Genomic DNA, 19,055 nt, shown 5'->3' on the forward strand with positions numbered 1-19,055 from the left:
AAAAAAGCTCCAATGTAAATTTTGGAGCTTTTTTTATTAAAAATAGTATCTTATTCTTCAGTTGTAGTATCGTTAAGTTTTGATCTTTTCTTGCTGTATCCGAAGTAAACCAAAATACCAATTATTAGCCATCCAAATGATAATAACTGAGCATCTAAACTTAAATTGAAAATTAAGTAAGAGTTTATTGCGATTCCAAGAACAGCAATGACTGGGAGAGCCGGAACTTTAAAAGTTCTGTTTAATCCTGGTTGTTTTACTCTTAAAATCCAAACAGCGATACAAACCATTGTAAAGGCAAACAAAGTACCAAAACTTGTCATATCAGCTAATTTATTGATTGGTGTAAATGCAGCTACAGTTGCGATAATACCTCCTAAAATCATTAAGTTTGTTTTTGGAGTTCCAGAAATAGGATTCACTTTAGAGAAAACAGGTGGAATTAAACCATCTTTAGACATACCTAAGAAAATTCTAGATTGTCCCATGATCATTACCATTAATACAGAAATCAAACCAATAGTTGCTGCTACAGTAATAATAGAACCAGCCCAGCCTTGTCCGGCAATATCAAACGCATAAGCAACAGGAGCTTTAATAGCTTCAGGATATTTTCCTAGCGGATTAAAATCTTGGTAATTCATCATTCCTGTTAATACTAATGAAACAAGAATATATAATGTAGTACAAACTAATAAAGAAGCAATGATTGCAAATGGAACATCTTTTTTAGGATTAATAGCTTCTCCAGCTTGTGTAGAAACGGCATCAAAACCAACATAAGCAAAGAAAATTGCTGCGGCTCCAGAAATAATACCTCCAATTCCGTAAGCATTGTGAGTAGTTTCTTTTTCAATAATTTGAGTAGCTTCTGGAATAAACGGACTCCAGTTTGCTGTATTAATAAAGAAAAGACCAGCTATAATTACAAATATTACTGCAGACACTTTAAGGATTACAATAGCATTATTTGCTTTTGCAGCACTTTTTGTTCCTTTAATAAGTAGCGAAATAACTAAAATCACGATAAGGAAAGCCGGAAGATTCATAGAAAAACCTTCTCCTGTATAGCTTGCCGGGTCTGTTGTAAGCCAATCAGGAAGTTTTATGTGAAATAATTTAAGCAATTTATTAAAATAACCAGACCAGGAAACTGCAACAGTCATAGAGCCCATTGCATACTCGAGAATAAGTCCCCAGCCAATTATCCATGCAAAAATTTCTCCAATAGTACCATAAGCATACGCATAAGCAGATCCTTCTACAGGTAAAATTGAAGCAAATTCAGAATAACAAAGAGCTGCAAAAACACAGGCAATACCTGCGATGATGAACGAAATTGCTAAAGCCGGACCTGCATGGTAATAAGCCCCGGTACCGGTAAGTACAAAAATTCCACCACCGATAATGGCACCAACCCCAATGGCAGTAAGGCTCCACTTTCCAAGGACTCTCTTTAAATCACTTTTTTTCATATCGGCTTCAAAGGCAGATATTGGTTTAACTCTCCAAATTGACATACTATATTATTGGTTTATTTGTTATTAAGTGCCAAATGTATTGTTTTTTGTAAAAAATAAAAACAATTATCATGTTTTAAGTTATAAAATATTTAATTTTTTGAAGGAATAATTATTGGGTTTGCTTTAATACCTGAGATTCATTAAATTAATTGAGTAGTATTGAGTCTAATTTTAACGTTTTGAGAATTAAGTTTTTTGTTATTTTTCTTATTAAATATGTATTTTCTTACGTAATTTGTGCCTTTTAAATTTTAGAAATTTTTATTAGAAATGAATTTTAAGGCACTTAACCACTATTTTAGGTTTACAAATAAACAGCAAACAGGTATTTTCTTATTCTTTATTATTATAATAACGCTACAGCTGATTTATTTTTTTGCAGATTTCACTCAGCCGGAAAAAATATCTTTTGAAGAAAAACAGTGGCTCTCTCTTCAAAAAGAAATAGATGTTCAGAAAAAAATGAAATTAGAGCAAAAACACGAAGTCTATAAATTCAATCCAAACTTTATTTCAGATTATAAAGGATACAAGCTTGGAATGTCGGTTGAGGAAATAGACAGGCTTTTAGAATTTCGAAAACAAAATAAATATGTCAATTCTGCAAAAGAGTTTCAAGACGTAACACAAATTTCAGATTCTCTGTTAAAAGTACTCTCGCCGCTTTTTAAGTTTCCAGACTGGGTACAAAATAAAAAAGATTTTAAAGCTGAGAAAAAAGAATACACCCAAAAAACATTTGAAAAAAAGGAAAAAATTACCTTAACAGATATTAATCAGGCCACTCAGGAAGATTTAATTAAAGTTTATGGAATTGGCGAGGCACTTTCGTCCAGAATATTAAAACAAAAAGAAATATTAGGCGGCTTTGTTTCAATGGAACAGCTGGCAGATGTTTGGGGATTATCTCCAGAAGTAATAGCTGAATTAAATACTCATTTTAAAGTCGTAATGCCATCAAACTTTAAGAAAATCCCAGTAAACGATGCATCGTTAAAAGAATTATCGCAGTTTCCATACTTTAAATATACATTGGCAAAACAAATCGTGACTTATAGAAGTATGAACGGAAATTTTAATAATATTGAGGATTTGTCAAAAATTAAAGGTTTTCCTGTTGAAAAAGCAAAAATAATTAGTTTATATTTGGAGTTCTAAAAAATTACTAAAATGAATTTTGAATATAACGAAACGCAGTCAATGATTGCGCAATCTATAAAAGACTTTGCTGAAAAAAACATAAAGCCTTATATAATGGAGTGGGATGAAGCGCAGATTTTTCCTGTAGATTTATTTAAGAAATTAGGTGAAATGGGATTTATGGGCGTTTTAGTGCCGGAAGAATATGGAGGCTCAGGATTAGGTTATCACGAATATATTACAGTAATCGAAGAAATTTCAAAAGTAGATCCTTCAATTGGATTATCTGTGGCGGCGCATAATTCACTTTGTACAAACCATATTCTAACTTTTGGAAACGAAGAACAAAAGAAAAAATATCTGCCAAAACTGGCAACAGCAGAATATATTGGTGCTTGGGGATTAACAGAACATAATACAGGTTCTGATGCCGGAGGAATGAGTACAACAGCAGTTAAAGACGGAGATTTCTGGATTATTAACGGAGCAAAAAACTTTATTACTCACGCTATTTCAGGAGATGTAGCTGTAGTTATTGTAAGAACCGGAGAAAAAGGTGATTCTAAAGGAATGACAGCTTTTGTATTAGAAAAAGGAATGGCAGGATTTTCTTCAGGGAAAAAAGAAAATAAATTAGGAATGCGCGCAAGCGAAACCGCAGAGCTTGTTTTCGATAACTGTCATGTGCCAGATGCAAACAGGTTAGGAGAAGTAGGACAGGGATTTGTTCAGGCAATGAAAATTTTAGATGGAGGCCGAATTTCAATTGGAGCCCTGTCATTAGGAATTGCAAAAGGAGCCTACGAAGCTTCAAAAAAATATTCTAAAGAAAGACATCAGTTTGGACAGCCTATTAGTAATTTTCAATCCATTTCATTTAAATTAGCAGATATGGCAACCGAAATAGAAGCTTCGGAATTGCTTTTGCATAAAGCAGCTTATTTAAAACAGCAGCATAAACCAGTAACTACATCTGGTGCAATGGCCAAAATGTACGCATCAGAAGCTTGCGTTAAAATTGCAAACGAAGCTGTTCAAATACATGGAGGTTACGGTTATACTAAAGATTTTCCAGTCGAAAAATTCTACAGAGATTCTAAACTTTGTACAATAGGAGAAGGAACAACAGAAATTCAAAAACTGGTTATCTCTAGAAATTTATTAAAAGAGTAATATTATTTAGAGTCGGGCTTTCGCTTCAAACGAAGTTCACTGTACTCCAATTAAAATAAATGCGATGAAGTAATCTTTTTGTTTTTAAAGAAAAAACTAAAAAAGGATTTCCGTTGCAATCCCTCACACATACTTCGGAAATGGAGTTTCTGAAAATAATTTAAATTTTATGGTTCATAATTAAGAATTAATTTTTACATTTGCAGCCTTAACGAGAGGAGGTGTCTATATTATGTTAATTATACCAATTAAAGACGGAGAAAATATCGATAGAGCATTAAAGCGCTATAAAAGAAAATTTGATAAAACAGGAACTGTTCGTCAATTAAGAGCACGTACTGCTTTTATTAAGCCTTCTGTTGTAAAAAGAGCTCAAATTCAAAAAGCTGCTTACATCCAAACTTTGAAAGATAGTTTAGAAAGTTAGTATTTTGCTTTTTTAAAATAATTACCGTTAGTAATCAAAATGTATTAATTTTGATGCTAACGGTTTTTTTTGTTTTATTACCTTTTATGATTAATAATATGAAATCAAATAAACAGGCATTTCAGGATTATCTTCAGTATGAGAAAAAATATTCTCCTCATACTGTAAATGCTTATTTAAATGATTTAGGATTTTTTGAAGATTTTAATAAAGAACGGTTTGAGCAGGATTCTATTGAAAAAGTAAATTACAGCCAAATTAGAAGCTGGATTGTTTTTTTAGTGGATCAGGGAGTTTCTAATGTTTCGGTAAATCGAAAAATGGCTTCTTTAAAAGCTTTTTATAAATTTCTTTTAAAAATTAAGCAAATAGAAGTGAGTCCAATGCTTAAGCATAAGGCGCTTAAAACTCCTAAAATTGTTCAGATTCCGTTTTCTGAAAAAGAAGTAAATGATTTAATGCTTGATGTTGATGCGCCGGAAGGATTTGAAGAAGTAAGGGATAAGCTTATTGTTGATCTTTTTTATGCTACAGGAATGCGTAGAGCTGAGCTGATAAGTTTGATGTTTCGAAATGTAGATTTATCTTCAAACGTTGTAAAAGTTTTGGGTAAAAGAAATAAAGAGCGCATTGTGCCGCTTTTGCCTATAGTGGCAGATCAAATCAATTTGTACTTGAAAGAAAGAGAGGGGCTTGATGAAATTGTGGATTCTGATTATTTTTTTATTTCGAAAAAAGGGTTAAAATTAAGCGAATCTTTTGTGTATCGATTAATAAATTGTTACTTTAGTAGGGTCTCTGAAAAGGTAAAAAAAAGTCCTCATGTGCTTCGGCATACATTTGCGACTCATTTGCTTAATAACGGGGCAGATTTAAATTCAGTTAAGGAGTTATTAGGGCATTCGAGTTTGGCATCAACGCAGGTTTATACTCATAATAGTTTAGCAGAGTTAAAAAAAGTGTATTCAGATGCGCATCCAAGAAACAAATAATAATTCCAAAAGTTTAACCCTAAAATTATTATTATGAAGGTAGATGTTCATGCAGTTAACTTTACTGTCGACAGAAAATTGGTGGATTTTATTCAAGAGAGAATGGATAAGCTTGAAAAGTATTACGACCGAGTTGTTTCGGCTGATGTTTTTTTAAAGGTTGAAAGAACAAGTGAGAAGGAGAATAAGGCAGTAGAGATTAAGATTAATGTTCCGGGAGATGAGTTTTTGGTTAAAAAACAATGTAAAACCTTTGAAGAGGCTGTAGAACTTTCGGCAGAATCGCTAGAACGTTTATTGGTAAAAAGGAAAGAAAAAATAAGAGCACATATATAATTGAAATTTTTTTTAAAAAATGTTTTGATTAAAAGATAAAATAGCTACATTTGCAGTCCGTTAGAAATAGCGGACTTTTTTAATGTATTCGCCGATGTAGCTCAGCTGGCTAGAGCAGCTGATTTGTAATCAGCAGGTCGTGGGTTCGAGTCCCTCTATCGGCTCAAAAATTTCAAATGCGATTTGAAATTTGTTCTTTAAAATAATGGAATTTAAAAATTAGGGGAGATACTCAAGCGGCCAACGAGGGCAGACTGTAAATCTGCTGTGTGAACTTCGCAGGTTCGAATCCTGCTCTCCCCACAAAAAAAAAAGAAGTTGAGATTGGGGTTGTGAATTTTAGAGAGAAAAATCTGAAATCTAAATTCGAAAATCTCAAATCAGAACTCTCTGCCGGTGTAGCTCAGGGGTAGAGTGCTTCCTTGGTAAGGAAGAGGTCTCGGGTTCAAATCCCGACATTGGCTCAAGTAAGTAGGAAATTGAAAATTAATATATAACTAAGATTAAAAATTAAGTAAAATGGCAAAGGAGAATTTTAATCGTTCCAAACCGCACTTAAACATAGGTACAATTGGACACGTAGATCACGGAAAAACTACATTAACTGCTGCAATTACAAAAGTATTGTCAGATGCTGGTTACTGTCAAGCAAAATCGTTTGATCAAATCGATAACGCTCCAGAGGAGAAAGAAAGAGGTATTACTATTAATACATCACACGTAGAGTACGAAACTGCTAACCGTCACTACGCTCACGTTGACTGTCCAGGTCACGCGGATTACGTAAAGAACATGGTTACTGGTGCTGCTCAAATGGATGGAGCTATCTTAGTAGTTGCTGCTACAGATGGTCCAATGCCACAAACTCGTGAGCACATCCTTTTAGGACGTCAGGTTGGTATTCCAAGAATCGTTGTTTTCATGAACAAAGTGGATATGGTTGATGATGCTGAGTTATTAGAGCTTGTTGAAATGGAAATTAGAGATTTATTATCTTTCTACGAATATGATGGAGATAATGGTCCTGTAGTTCAAGGTTCTGCTTTAGGAGGATTAAACAATGATCCAAACTGGGTACCTAAAATTATTGAATTAATGGAAGCTGTTGATGCTTGGATCGAAGAGCCAGTGCGTGACGTAGCTAAACCATTCTTGATGCCGGTTGAGGACGTATTTACAATTACAGGTCGTGGAACTGTTGCTACAGGTCGTATCGAAACTGGAGTTGCTAATACTGGAGATCCTGTTGAAATTATTGGTATGGGAGCTGAAAAATTAACTTCTACTATTACAGGAGTTGAGATGTTCCGTAAAATCCTTGATAGAGGTGAAGCTGGAGATAACGTAGGTTTATTGTTAAGAGGTATTGATAAAGCAGATATCAAAAGAGGTATGGTTATTATTAAGCCAGGTTCAGTAAAACCACACGCTAAATTCAAAGCTGAGGTTTATATCTTGAAAAAAGAAGAAGGTGGACGTCACACTCCATTCCACAATAACTACCGTCCACAGTTCTACGTACGTACAACTGACGTAACAGGAGTTATTTCTTTACCAGCAGGTGTAGAGATGGTAATGCCAGGTGATAACTTAACTATTGAAGTTGCTTTATTAAGCCCAATCGCTATGAACGTAGGTTTACGTTTTGCTATCCGTGAAGGTGGTAGAACAGTTGGTGCTGGTCAGGTTACTGAAATCGTAGAGTAATTCTATTAAAATAAATAAAAAGCCAGTGATTATTTTTTAATCACTGGCTTTAATTACGGGCGTAGTTCAAGGGTAGAATAGCGGTCTCCAAAACCGTTGATGGGGGTTCGAATCCCTCCGCCCGTGCAATAAAAAATATATCAAATGACAAAAGTTACTAATTATTTATCAGAGGCTTTCGAAGAGTTAAAGTCAAATGTTACTTGGCCAGCTTGGGCTGAAGTTCAAAAATTGACAATTGTTGTGGCTGTATTTTCGATTCTGTTCGCTTTGGCAACTTGGGGAGTAGACGAATTTTTTGCAAAAGCTTTGGCTGGATTTTTTAACTGGTTAAAAGGATAATTTTTTTGTGATGGCAGATAATAATGTGAAAAAATGGTACGTAGTTAGAGCGGTTAGTGGTCAAGAGAATAAAGTGAAAGCTTATATCGAGACTGAGATTGCGAGATTAGGTATGGAGGATTATGTTTCTCAGGTTTTAGTTCCTACTGAAAAAGTAGTTACTGTAAAAGATGGGAAAAAATCATCTAAGGATAAAGTGTATTTTCCTGGATATGTTATGATCGAAGCTAACTTGGTTGGTGAGATTCCTCATATTATTAAGTCAATTACTAGTGTTATTGGATTTTTAGGAGAAATTAAAGGAGGAGAACCTGTTCCTTTGAGACTTTCTGAAGTAAACCGTATGTTAGGTAAAGTGGATGAATTGGCTGTAAATACAGATACAAGATCAATTCCTTTCAGCTTAGGAGAGACAGTAAAAGTGATCGATGGTCCTTTTAATGGTTTCAATGGTACGGTTGAAAAAATCAATGAAGAAAAGCGTAAACTTGAAGTTATGGTTAAGATTTTCGGAAGAAAAACACCATTAGAGTTAAGTTTTATGCAAGTTGAAAAAGTATAATTTTTGTTACACTATAATAAACCATTGTAATCGCTTCCATTGATTACAGTGTTAAATTTTTTAAAAATGGCTAAAGAAATTAGTAAGGTAGTTAAACTACAAGTTAAGGGAGGTGCTGCGAACCCGTCGCCACCGGTTGGACCTGCTTTAGGAGCTGCTGGGGTTAACATCATGGAGTTCTGTAAGCAATTTAATGCTAGAACTCAGGATAAACCTGGCAAAATTTGTCCAGTGCAAATCACTGTGTACAAAGACAAATCATTTGATTTTGTTGTTAAGACTCCTCCAGCAGCAGTTCAGTTAATGGAAGCTGCAAAGCTAAAATCTGGTTCTGGTGAGCCTAATCGTAAAAAAGTAGCTAGCGTTACTTGGGAACAAATTAGAACTATTGCTGAAGACAAAATGCCAGACTTAAATGCTTTTACAATTGAAAAAGCTATGAGTATGGTTGCAGGAACAGCTAGATCTATGGGTATAACTGTATCAGGAGATGCTCCTTTTTAATTAAGAAAAAGACATGGCAAAATTAACAAAAAAGCAAAAAGAGGCTGCTTCAAAAATTGAAAAGAACAAATTATACTCTCTAAAAGATGCTGCTGCATTATTGAAAGTTGTTGCTTCTGCAAAATTTGATGAGTCTGTTGATATCGCAGTTCGTTTGGGTGTAGATCCAAGAAAAGCGAATCAAATGGTGAGAGGTGTAGTTACTTTACCTCACGGAACAGGAAAAGACGTTAAAGTATTAGCATTGGTTACTCCAGACAAAGAAGCAGAAGCTAGAGAAGCTGGAGCAGATCACGTTGGTCTTGACGATTACTTACAAAAAATTAAAGACGGTTGGACAGATGTTGATGTGATCATTACTATGCCTGCTGTTATGGGTAAATTAGGTCCATTAGGTCGTATTTTAGGACCTAGAGGTTTAATGCCAAACCCTAAAACAGGTACTGTAACTATGGATGTTGCTAAAGCTGTTCAAGAAGTTAAAGCTGGTAAAATTGACTTTAAAGTTGATAAAACTGGTATCGTTCACGCTGGTATTGGTAAAGTTTCTTTCGGAGCTGAGCAAATCGTTGAGAACGCACACGAAATTATTCAAACATTAATAAAACTTAAACCAACTGCTGCTAAAGGTACATACATCAAAGGTATTCACCTTACAAGCACAATGAGTCCTGCTATTGCATTAGACCCAAAAGCAGTATAATTGGTAGTTAAAAATTTTTAGTATGACTAGAGAAGAAAAATCAATCGCGATTGAAAATTTAACTGCGCAGTTAGCTGGTACAAATATCATTTACATTTCTGATATTTCTGGTTTAAACGCAGAGACAACTTCAAACTTACGTAGAGCTTGTTTTAAAGCAGGTATCAAATTAGAGGTTGTAAAGAACACTTTGCTTGCAAAAGCAATGGAAGCTTCTGATAATGATTATGGTGATTTACCAACAGTTTTATCTGGTAATAGTGCTATCTTCATTTCTGATGTTGCTAATGCACCTGGAAAAATTATCAAAGATTTCCGTAAGAAATCTGATAAACCAGTTTTAAAAGGAGCTTACATCAATTCTGAAGTTTATATTGGAGATAACCAATTAGATGCGTTAGCTACAATTAAATCTAAAGAAGAGCTTATTGGAGAAATCATTGGATTATTACAATCTCCAGCTCAAAGAATTATTTCTGCTTTACAAAACAAATTCGCTGGAAGCGAAGAAGGAGCAGAGTAATAAACGTAGGGAAGCCTGTTTCCCTGCTGCTTAATTAGCGCACAATAATTAAATTATATTTTTACAAATCATTTTAAACGATAGAAAAAATGGCAGATTTGAAACAATTCGCAGAACAATTAGTTAACTTAACTGTAAAAGAAGTTAACGAATTAGCAACAATATTAAAAGATGAGTACGGAATCGAGCCTGCTGCTGCTGCTGTAGTAGTTGCTGCTGGTGGAGGAGATGGTGCTGCTGAAGAAGCACAAACTGAATTTACAGTTGTATTAAAAGATGCAGGAGCTTCTAAATTAGCTGTTGTAAAATTAGTTAAAGAATTAACTGGTTTAGGTCTTAAAGAAGCTAAAGATGTAGTTGACGGTGCTCCATCAAACGTTAAAGAAGGTGTTTCTAAAGAAGAGGCTGAAGGTCTTAAAAAATCATTAGAAGAAGCTGGAGCTGTAGTTGAATTAAAATAATTCAACTCGGTTTTAAGAACTAGGTTTAGGTCCTGAGTTAACACTCAAAGGCCTAAACCATTTTTCGTATAATAAAATACATTAAATTTTATTATCAAATAGTTTAAAATACGAAAAAGTTTTTGATCAATACGAAGAAAAAAAATGAGACTATTTTTTAGTTTATTTTTAAAGATGTATTGGTTTTAAAAAAGAAAGTATAAACTAAGCAATGTGTTTTACACAAAAAATTACTTTTTTTTAATCAAAATTTTGTTCATTGATGATAACAAATCAGACTGAAAGATTGAATTTTGCCTCGACAAAAAATATTCCTGACTATCCGGATTTTCTAGATGTACAGGTTAAATCTTTTAAAGATTTCTTCCAATTGGAAACGAAATCTGACGAAAGAGGCAACGAAGGGTTATACAACACCTTCATGGAAAACTTCCCAATTACAGATACAAGAAACAACTTTGTATTGGAGTTCCTAGATTATTTTGTTGACCCACCACGTTATACAATTCAAGAATGTATAGAGAGAGGTCTTACTTATAGTGTGCCTTTAAAAGCTAGGTTAAAACTATACTGTACAGATCCAGAACACGAAGATTTTGAAACAATTGTACAGGATGTTTATCTTGGAACAATTCCTTACATGACTCCAAGTGGTACTTTTGTAATCAATGGTGCCGAGCGTGTAGTAGTATCTCAATTACACCGTTCTCCAGGGGTTTTCTTTGGACAATCATTCCACGCAAACGGAACTAAACTTTATTCTGCCAGAGTAATTCCTTTTAAAGGATCTTGGATAGAATTTTCTACAGATATCAACAGCGTTATGTACGCGTATATCGATAGAAAGAAAAAATTACCTGTAACAACTTTATTCCGTGCTATCGGATTCGAAAGAGATAAGGATATCCTTGAAATCTTCGACCTTGCTGAAGAAATTAAAGTTTCTAAAACAGGAATTAAGAAATATATTGGAAGAAGACTTGCTGCGCGTGTATTGAACACTTGGCACGAGGATTTCGTAGATGAGGACACTGGAGAGGTGGTTTCTATCGAGCGTAACGAAATCATCCTTGATCGTGATACTATTATCGACAAAGATAATGTTGAAGAGATCATCGATTCTAACGTTAAATCTATTTTGTTACACAAAGAGGATAATAATCAAGCAGATTATGCTATTATCCACAACACGTTACAAAAAGATCCAACAAACTCTGAAAAAGAAGCTGTAGAGCACATTTACCGTCAGTTGCGTAACGCTGAACCGCCTGATGAGGAAACTGCTCGTGGTATTATAGATAAATTGTTCTTCTCTGACCAACGTTACAACTTAGGTGAAGTAGGTCGTTACAGAATGAACAAGAAATTGAATTTAGATATCCCAATGGATAAGCAAGTGCTTACTAAAGAGGATATCATTACAATTGTAAAATATTTGATCGAATTGATCAACTCTAAAGCAGAGATTGATGATATTGATCACTTATCAAACCGTCGTGTTAGAACAGTTGGAGAACAATTGTCTCAACAATTCGGTGTTGGTTTAGCACGTATGGCTAGAACTATTCGTGAGAGAATGAACGTTAGAGATAATGAGGTGTTTACACCAATCGATTTGATCAATGCTAAAACATTGTCATCGGTTATCAATTCTTTCTTTGGTACTAACCAGTTATCTCAATTTATGGATCAAACGAATCCACTTGCTGAGATTACACACAAAAGAAGATTATCTGCACTTGGACCAGGTGGACTTTCGAGAGAAAGAGCTGGTTTCGAGGTTCGTGACGTTCACTACACGCACTACGGACGTTTATGTCCGATTGAAACTCCGGAGGGACCAAACATTGGTTTGATTTCATCTTTAGGTGTTTACGCGAAGGTAAACGGAATGGGATTCATCGAAACTCCTTACCGAAAAGTTACTAACGGTGTAGTTGATTTAGAAAGTACTCCAATCTACTTAAGTGCTGAAGAAGAAGAAGGGAAAATGATTGCTCAGGCAAACATTGAAATGGATGAAACTGGTAAAATTACAGCTAGCAATGTTATTGCTCGTGAGGAAGGTGACTTCCCAGTTGTTGAGCCAAATGTAGTTCATTACACAGACGTTGCTCCTAACCAGATCGCTTCGATTTCTGCATCTTTGATTCCTTTCTTGGAGCATGATGATGCGAACCGTGCATTGATGGGATCTAACATGATGCGTCAGGCGGTTCCTTTGATTCGTCCTGAAGCTCCGATTGTTGGTACAGGTTTAGAGCGTCAAGTTGCTTCTGACTCAAGAGTATTGATTAATGCTGAGGGTCATGGTACTGTAGAATACGTTGATGCTAATATCATTACAATTAAATACGACCGTACTGAAGATGAAAGAATGGTTAGTTTTGATGCTGATGAGAAAACATACAACTTAATTAAATTTAGAAAAACCAATCAAGGTACAAGTATCAACTTGAAGCCAATCGTAAGAAGAGGTGACAGAGTTGTTCCTGGACAAGTATTGTCTGAAGGATATGCTACTCAAAATGGAGAATTAGCTTTAGGTAGAAACTTAAAAGTTGCGTTCATGCCATGGAAAGGGTACAACTTCGAGGATGCGATTGTAATTTCTGAAAAAGTAGTTCGTGATGATATTTTTACATCTATCCACGTTGATGATTATTCATTAGAGGTTAGAGATACTAAGTTAGGAAACGAAGAGTTAACAAACGATATTCCTAACGTTTCTGAAGAAGCTACTAAAGATTTAGATGAAAACGGTATGATTAGAATTGGAGCAGAGGTTAAACCTGGCGACATTTTGATCGGAAAAATTACACCAAAAGGAGAATCAGATCCAACTCCAGAGGAGAAATTGCTTCGTGCAATCTTTGGAGATAAAGCTGGTGATGTAAAAGATGCTTCATTAAAAGCTTCTCCATCTTTACATGGTGTAGTTCTTGACAAAAAATTATTTGCAAGAGCCGTAAAAGATAAACGTAAACGTACTCAGGATAAAGATGCTTTAGGAGCTCTTGAAATGGAATTCGAAACTAAATTTGTTGAATTAAAAGACAGATTAGTTGAGAAATTATTCTTGATCGTTAACGGAAAAACATCTCAAGGTGTAATGAACGATTTGGGTGAAGAAGTTTTACCAAAAGGTAAAAAATATACTCAAAAAATGCTTTACGCAGTAGAAGATTTCGCTCACTTAAGTAAAGGTCAATGGGTTGCTGATGATGCTACTAATAAAATGGTTAATGATTTAATTCATAACTATAAAATTAAGCTGAACGACTTACAAGGTGCTTTAAGAAGAGAGAAATTTACTATTACGGTTGGAGATGAGTTACCATCTGGTATCTTGAAATTAGCTAAGATTTATATTGCTAAAAAACGTAAGTTGAAAGTAGGGGATAAAATGGCAGGACGTCACGGTAACAAAGGTATTGTTGCAAGAATCGTTCGTCATGAAGATATGCCTTTCTTAGAAGACGGAACGCCAGTTGATATCGTGTTGAACCCACTTGGGGTACCTTCACGTATGAATATTGGTCAGATTTACGAGACTGTTCTTGGATGGGCTGGTATGAACTTGGGTAGAAAATTTGCTACTCCAATTTTTGACGGTGCTTCTCTGGACGAGATCAACGCTTTGACTGATGAGGCTAACGTACCACGTTTTGGACATACTTACCTATTTGATGGTGGAACTGGAGAGCGTTTTGCACAAAAAGCAACTGTGGGTGTAATTTACATGCTTAAATTAGGACACATGGTTGATGATAAGATGCACGCACGTTCTATCGGACCATACTCATTGATTACGCAACAGCCATTAGGAGGTAAAGCTCAATTTGGAGGTCAGCGTTTTGGAGAGATGGAGGTTTGGGCACTTGAGGCTTATGGAGCTTCTAGTACACTACGTGAAATCTTAACTGTTAAGTCTGATGACGTTATTGGTAGAGCTAAAACTTACGAGGCTATCGTTAAGGGTGAAACTATGCCAGAACCAGGTTTACCAGAATCATTCAATGTATTAATGCACGAATTGAAAGGTCTAGGTTTAGATCTTCGTTTGGAAGAATAATAAAAAAGTTTCTAGTCACAGTCTCAGTATTCAGTTATAAACTGAAAGCTGAGACTTTTGGCTGAGACAAAATGTTACAAGTTTTTAAAGATTTATACCCGTAACCCGTTCCGATTTTTCATATAATATATGACTAGCACTTCAAATTAGATTTGAGGTTTAGAGAAGTAACCCGAGGTAGTAGCTGAATGATTAACTCTTTTCTTTTAAAGAGTAGATTATAAATCTAAAATCAATTTTTTAATTGCAAATAAATCAATAGTAAAAACTATGATGAATAACAGAAACAATAATAAAGATAAAAATCAGGTAAAAAGATTTAATAAAATCTCTATCGGATTGGCTTCACCAGAATCTATCTTGAAAGAATCAAGAGGAGAGGTTTTAAAGCCGGAAACTATTAACTACAGAACACACAAACCAGAGCGTGACGGACTTTTCTGCGAAAGAATCTTCGGACCTGTTAAGGATTTTGAGTGTGCTTGTGGTAAATATAAAAGAATTCGTTACAAAGGTATCATCTGTGACCGTTGTGGTGTTGAAGTTACTGAGAAAAAAGTACGTCGTGATAGAGTAGGACACATCAACCTTGTTGTGCCTATCGCTCACATCTGGTATTTCCGTTCTCTTCCAAACAAAATTGGTTATATCCTTGGTCTTCCATCTAAGAAATTAGATATGATTATTTACTACGAAAGATACGTAGTAATCCAAGCTGGTATCGCTAAAAATGCAGATGGAGAATCATTACAAAGATTAGATTTCTTAACTGAAGAAGAATACTTAAACATTTTAGATACTCTTCCGCAGGAAAACCAATATTTAGATGATTTAGATCCAAATAAATTTGTTGCCAAAATGGGAGCAGAGTGTATTATGGATTTATTAGCTCGTATCGATCTTGATGCATTATCTTATGAATTAAGACACAGCGCTAATAACGAAACATCTAAACAAAGAAAAACTGAGGCTTTAAAAAGATTACAAGTTGTAGAATCTTTCCGTGAGTCTAACGAAAACCGCGAAAACCGTCCAGAATGGATGATTATGAAAGTGGTTCCAGTTATTCCACCAGAATTACGTCCGCTTGTGCCACTTGATGGAGGTCGTTTTGCAACTTCAGATTTGAACGATTTATATCGTCGTGTAATCATCCGTAACAACCGTTTAAAAAGATTAATGGAGATTAAAGCTCCAGAAGTTATCTTAAGAAACGAGAAACGTATGTTACAAGAATCTGTAGATTCATTATTCGATAACACACGTAAAGCTTCTGCTGTTAAAACAGAATCAAACAGACCATTAAAATCATTATCTGACTCGTTAAAAGGTAAACAAGGACGTTTCCGTCAAAACCTTTTAGGAAAACGTGTGGATTATTCTGCTCGTTCGGTAATCGTCGTTGGTCCAGAGTTAAAATTATATGAGTGCGGATTGCCAAAAGATATGGCTTCTGAGTTATACAAACCTTTCGTAATCCGTAAATTGATTGAAAGAGGTATTGTAAAAACAGTAAAATCTGCTAAGAAAATCATTGACAAAAAAGAGCCTGTAGTTTGGGATATCCTTGAAAACGTAATTAAAGGACACCCAGTATTACTTAACCGTGCTCCTACTTTGCACAGACTTGGTATCCAGGCATTCCAACCTAAATTAATTGAAGGAAAAGCGATCCAGTTACACCCATTAGTATGTACGGCATTCAACGCCGATTTCGATGGTGACCAGATGGCGGTTCACTTACCATTAGGACCAGAAGCTATTTTAGAGGCACAATTATTAATGTTGGCTTCTCACAATATCTTAAACCCTGCAAATGGTGCTCCAATTACGGTACCTTCTCAGGACATGGTCTTGGGTCTATATTATATGACCAAAGAGCGTATTTCTACAGAAGATCACAAAATTATTGGACAGGATTTGACTTTCTACTCTGCTGAAGAGGTGAACATTGCATTAAACGAAGGAAGATTAGAATTGAATGCTCGTGTAAAAATTAGAGCAAAAGATTTTAATGACGCTGGAGAATTAGTGTACCAAATTATCCAAACAACTGCAGGACGTGTATTATTTAACGAAGTAGTACCTGAAGCAGCTGGATATATCAACGACGTATTGACTAAGAAAAACCTTAGAGATATTATCGGACATATTTTAAGTGTGACTGATGTACCTACAACGGCAGCTTTCTTGGATAATATGAAAGATATGGGGTATAAATTCGCATTTAGAGGAGGTTTATCATTCTCTTTAGGTGATATTAGAATCCCGGAACAAAAAACTAAATTGATTGCAGATGCCAGAGAGCAAGTTGAAGGTATCTCAACCAACTATAACATGGGTCTTATCACGAATAACGAGCGTTACAACCAAGTTATTGACGTATGGACTTCTGCGAATGCTCAGTTAACAGAATTAGCAATGAAAAATATTAGAGAAGACCAGCAAGGTTTCAACTCTGTATATATGATGCTTGACTCTGGGGCGAGGGGTTCTAAGGAGCAGATTCGTCAGTTAACTGGTATGCGTGGTTTGATGGCTAAGCCTAAAAAATCTACTGCCGGTGGTGGTGAGATTATTGAAAACCCGATTCTTTCTAACTTTAAGGAAGGTCTTTCGATCCTTGAGTACTTCATTTCTACTCACGGTGCTCGTAAAGGTCTTGCGGATACGGCTCTTAAAACGGCCGATGCTGGTTACTTAACAAGAAGGCTTCACGACGTTTCTCAGGATGTTATTGTTAACATCGAGGATTGTGGAACTTTAAGAGGTGTTGAAGTTGCTGCATTGAAGAAAAATGAGGAAATCGTTGAATCATTAGGAGAGAGAATTTTAGGACGTGTTGCTTTACAAGACGTTATCAATCCTCTTACTAACGAAGTAATAGTTCAATCTGGACAACAAATTACTGAATCGATTGTTAAGACTATTGAAGCTTCTCCAATTGAAAAAGTTGAAGTTAGATCTCCATTAACTTGTGAGGCTTTAAAAGGTATTTGTGCTAAATGTTACGGTAGAAACTTAGCTACTGGTAAGATGACACAAAGAGGTGAAGCTGTCGGAGTTATTGCAGCTCAGTCTATTGGAGAGCCAGGTACACAGTTAACACTTCGTACGTTCCACGTTGGAGGGGTTGCTGGAGGTATCTCTGAAGAGTCTAGTATTGTTACAAGATTCAACGGACGTCTTGAGATTGAAGATTTAAAAACGGTTAAAGGTGAAGACAGCGAAGGTAATGAAGTTGATATCGTAGTATCTCGTTCAACTGAGTTAAAATTAGTTGACGAAGGAACTGGAATTGTATTAAACACACACAATATTCCTTACGGTTCTAGTATTTTTGTAAAAGATGGTGAAACTGTTGGAAAAGGAACTGTAATCTGTAAATGGGATCCATATAACGGTGTAATTGTTTCTGAGTTTACTGGTAAGATTGCTTACGAAGATTTAGAGCAAGGACAATCGTTCATGGTTGAAATCGATGAGCAGACTGGTTTCCAGGAAAAAGTAATTTCTGAGGCTAGAAACAAAAAATTAATCCCAACTTTATTGGTTTACGGTAAAGAAGGAGAATTGATTCGTTCGTACAACTTACCAGTAGGTGCACACTTAATGGTTGAGAATGGTGAGAAAATTAAAGCAGGTAAAGTATTAGTAAAAATTCCACGTCGTTCTTCTAAAGCAGGCGATATCACGGGAGGTTTACCAAGAATTACTGAGCTTCTTGAGGCTCGTAACCCTTCTAACCCAGCAGTTGTATCTGAAATTGATGGTGTTGTATCATTCGGTAAAATCAAAAGAGGTAACCGTGAGATCGTTATCGAGTCTAAATTTGGTGAGATTAAAAAGTATTTAGTTAAGCTTTCTAGCCAGATCTTAGTACAAGAAAATGACTTCGTAAGAGCGGGAGTTCCATTGTCTGATGGTGCTATTACACCAGATGATATCTTAAGAATTCAAGGACCTGCTGCTGTACAACAGTATCTGGTAAATGAAATTCAAGAGGTTTACCGTTTACAAGGGGTAAAAATTAATGACAAGCACTTTGAGGTTGTAATTCGTCAAATGATGCGTAAAGTTAAAGTTGAAGATCCGGGAGATACTCTATTCTTAGAAGATCAATTGATCCATACTAAAGACTTTATCCTTCAAAATGATAAATTATACGGAATGAAAGTGGTTGAAGATGCTGGAGATTCTTCAGTATTAAAACCAGGTCAGATCATTTCTCCTCGTGAGTTACGTGACGAAAATTCATTATTGAAACGTACAGATAAAAATCTTGTTGTAGCAAGAGACGTAATTACTGCAACTGCAACGCCAGTTTTACAAGGTATTACAAGAGCTTCGTTACAAACTAAATCATTCATTTCTGCGGCTTCATTCCAGGAGACAACGAAAGTACTTAACGAAGCTGCAGTAGCTGGTAAAGTAGATGACTTAGAAGGATTAAAAGAAAATGTAATTGTTGGACACAGAATTCCTGCAGGAACTGGTATGAGAGAGTACGATAACACTATCGTAGGATCTAAAGATGATTACAACGAAATGATGGCTAATAAAGAAGAATACATTTATTAATTAGGA

The 19,055-nt window shown here is 35.3% G+C and carries 15 protein-coding genes and 4 tRNA genes; 18 read left to right on the top strand and 1 reads right to left on the bottom strand.

Annotated features, from left to right (window positions below):
- Positions 1 to 50: 50 nt before the first annotated feature.
- Positions 51 to 1,520 (bottom strand): APC family permease, encoded by a 1,470-nt coding sequence (locus tag ABD859_RS10165; protein WP_345143724.1) that lies wholly within the window; start codon positions 1,518 to 1,520, stop codon positions 51 to 53.
- A 465-nt stretch (positions 1,521 to 1,985) separates the two neighbouring features.
- Here ABD859_RS10165 and ABD859_RS10170 point away from each other — a divergent pair, with 465 nt between their 5' ends.
- The 18 genes from ABD859_RS10170 to rpoC all read left to right on the top strand — a co-directional run bounded on the left by ABD859_RS10170 (position 1,986) and on the right by rpoC (position 19,049).
- Entirely contained in the window at positions 1,986 to 2,681 is a 696-nt protein-coding gene (locus ABD859_RS10170; protein WP_345143727.1) for a ComEA family DNA-binding protein, read from the top strand.
- A gap of 12 nt (positions 2,682 to 2,693) precedes the next feature.
- A complete protein-coding gene (locus ABD859_RS10175) occupies positions 2,694 to 3,836 on the top strand; it encodes an acyl-CoA dehydrogenase family protein (protein ID WP_345143730.1) in 1,143 nt (380 codons plus the stop codon).
- 232 nt (positions 3,837 to 4,068) lie between these two features.
- Positions 4,069 to 4,263: a 30S ribosomal protein S21 gene (gene rpsU, locus ABD859_RS10180; protein ID WP_012024008.1), complete on the top strand. Its 195-nt coding sequence runs from the start codon at positions 4,069 to 4,071 to the stop codon at positions 4,261 to 4,263.
- Positions 4,264 to 4,361: 98 nt separating this feature from the next.
- Complete coding sequence (locus ABD859_RS10185; protein WP_345143735.1) at positions 4,362 to 5,255, top strand: tyrosine-type recombinase/integrase; 894 nt, start codon at positions 4,362 to 4,364, stop codon at positions 5,253 to 5,255.
- A gap of 33 nt (positions 5,256 to 5,288) precedes the next feature.
- Complete coding sequence (gene hpf, locus ABD859_RS10190; protein ID WP_012024010.1) at positions 5,289 to 5,591, top strand: ribosome hibernation-promoting factor, HPF/YfiA family; 303 nt, start codon at positions 5,289 to 5,291, stop codon at positions 5,589 to 5,591.
- Between the two features lie 90 nt (positions 5,592 to 5,681).
- Positions 5,682 to 5,755 (top strand) — tRNA-Thr (locus ABD859_RS10195).
- 58 nt (positions 5,756 to 5,813) lie between these two features.
- Positions 5,814 to 5,894 (top strand) — tRNA-Tyr (locus ABD859_RS10200).
- Between the two features lie 89 nt (positions 5,895 to 5,983).
- Positions 5,984 to 6,055, top strand: a tRNA-Thr gene (locus tag ABD859_RS10205).
- A gap of 55 nt (positions 6,056 to 6,110) precedes the next feature.
- Entirely contained in the window at positions 6,111 to 7,298 is a 1,188-nt protein-coding gene (tuf, locus tag ABD859_RS10210) for an elongation factor Tu (RefSeq protein WP_026730432.1), read from the top strand.
- 55 nt (positions 7,299 to 7,353) lie between these two features.
- Positions 7,354 to 7,424 (top strand) — tRNA-Trp (locus ABD859_RS10215).
- 18 nt (positions 7,425 to 7,442) lie between these two features.
- A complete protein-coding gene (gene secE / locus ABD859_RS10220; RefSeq protein ID WP_008466927.1) occupies positions 7,443 to 7,640 on the top strand; it encodes a preprotein translocase subunit SecE in 198 nt (65 codons plus the stop codon).
- Between the two features lie 10 nt (positions 7,641 to 7,650).
- Positions 7,651 to 8,202 (top strand): transcription termination/antitermination protein NusG, encoded by a 552-nt coding sequence (gene nusG / locus ABD859_RS10225; RefSeq protein WP_132989544.1) that lies wholly within the window; start codon positions 7,651 to 7,653, stop codon positions 8,200 to 8,202.
- A gap of 66 nt (positions 8,203 to 8,268) precedes the next feature.
- Entirely contained in the window at positions 8,269 to 8,706 is a 438-nt protein-coding gene (rplK, locus tag ABD859_RS10230; RefSeq protein WP_008466923.1) for a 50S ribosomal protein L11, read from the top strand.
- 13 nt (positions 8,707 to 8,719) lie between these two features.
- Complete coding sequence (gene rplA / locus ABD859_RS10235; RefSeq protein ID WP_132989545.1) at positions 8,720 to 9,409, top strand: 50S ribosomal protein L1; 690 nt, start codon at positions 8,720 to 8,722, stop codon at positions 9,407 to 9,409.
- 22 nt (positions 9,410 to 9,431) lie between these two features.
- Positions 9,432 to 9,932 carry a 50S ribosomal protein L10 gene (rplJ, locus tag ABD859_RS10240; protein WP_111364129.1) on the top strand — a complete coding sequence of 167 codons (501 nt, stop codon included), beginning with the start codon at positions 9,432 to 9,434 and terminating at the stop codon, positions 9,930 to 9,932.
- An 89-nt stretch (positions 9,933 to 10,021) separates the two neighbouring features.
- On the top strand, positions 10,022 to 10,393 hold the full coding sequence (gene rplL, locus ABD859_RS10245; protein WP_207297498.1) for a 50S ribosomal protein L7/L12: 372 nt from the start codon (positions 10,022 to 10,024) through the stop codon (positions 10,391 to 10,393).
- Between the two features lie 262 nt (positions 10,394 to 10,655).
- The gene (gene rpoB, locus ABD859_RS10250; protein WP_345143744.1) at positions 10,656 to 14,468 is read left to right on the top strand and encodes a DNA-directed RNA polymerase subunit beta; all 3,813 of its coding nucleotides are present in this window, start codon (positions 10,656 to 10,658) and stop codon (positions 14,466 to 14,468) included.
- A gap of 270 nt (positions 14,469 to 14,738) precedes the next feature.
- Positions 14,739 to 19,049 (top strand): DNA-directed RNA polymerase subunit beta', encoded by a 4,311-nt coding sequence (gene rpoC / locus ABD859_RS10255; RefSeq protein WP_345143746.1) that lies wholly within the window; start codon positions 14,739 to 14,741, stop codon positions 19,047 to 19,049.
- Positions 19,050 to 19,055: the final 6 nt, after the last annotated feature.

The sequence above is a fragment of the Flavobacterium ginsengiterrae genome (assembly GCF_039539785.1).
Classification (GTDB): Bacteria; Bacteroidota; Bacteroidia; order Flavobacteriales; family Flavobacteriaceae; genus Flavobacterium; species Flavobacterium ginsengiterrae.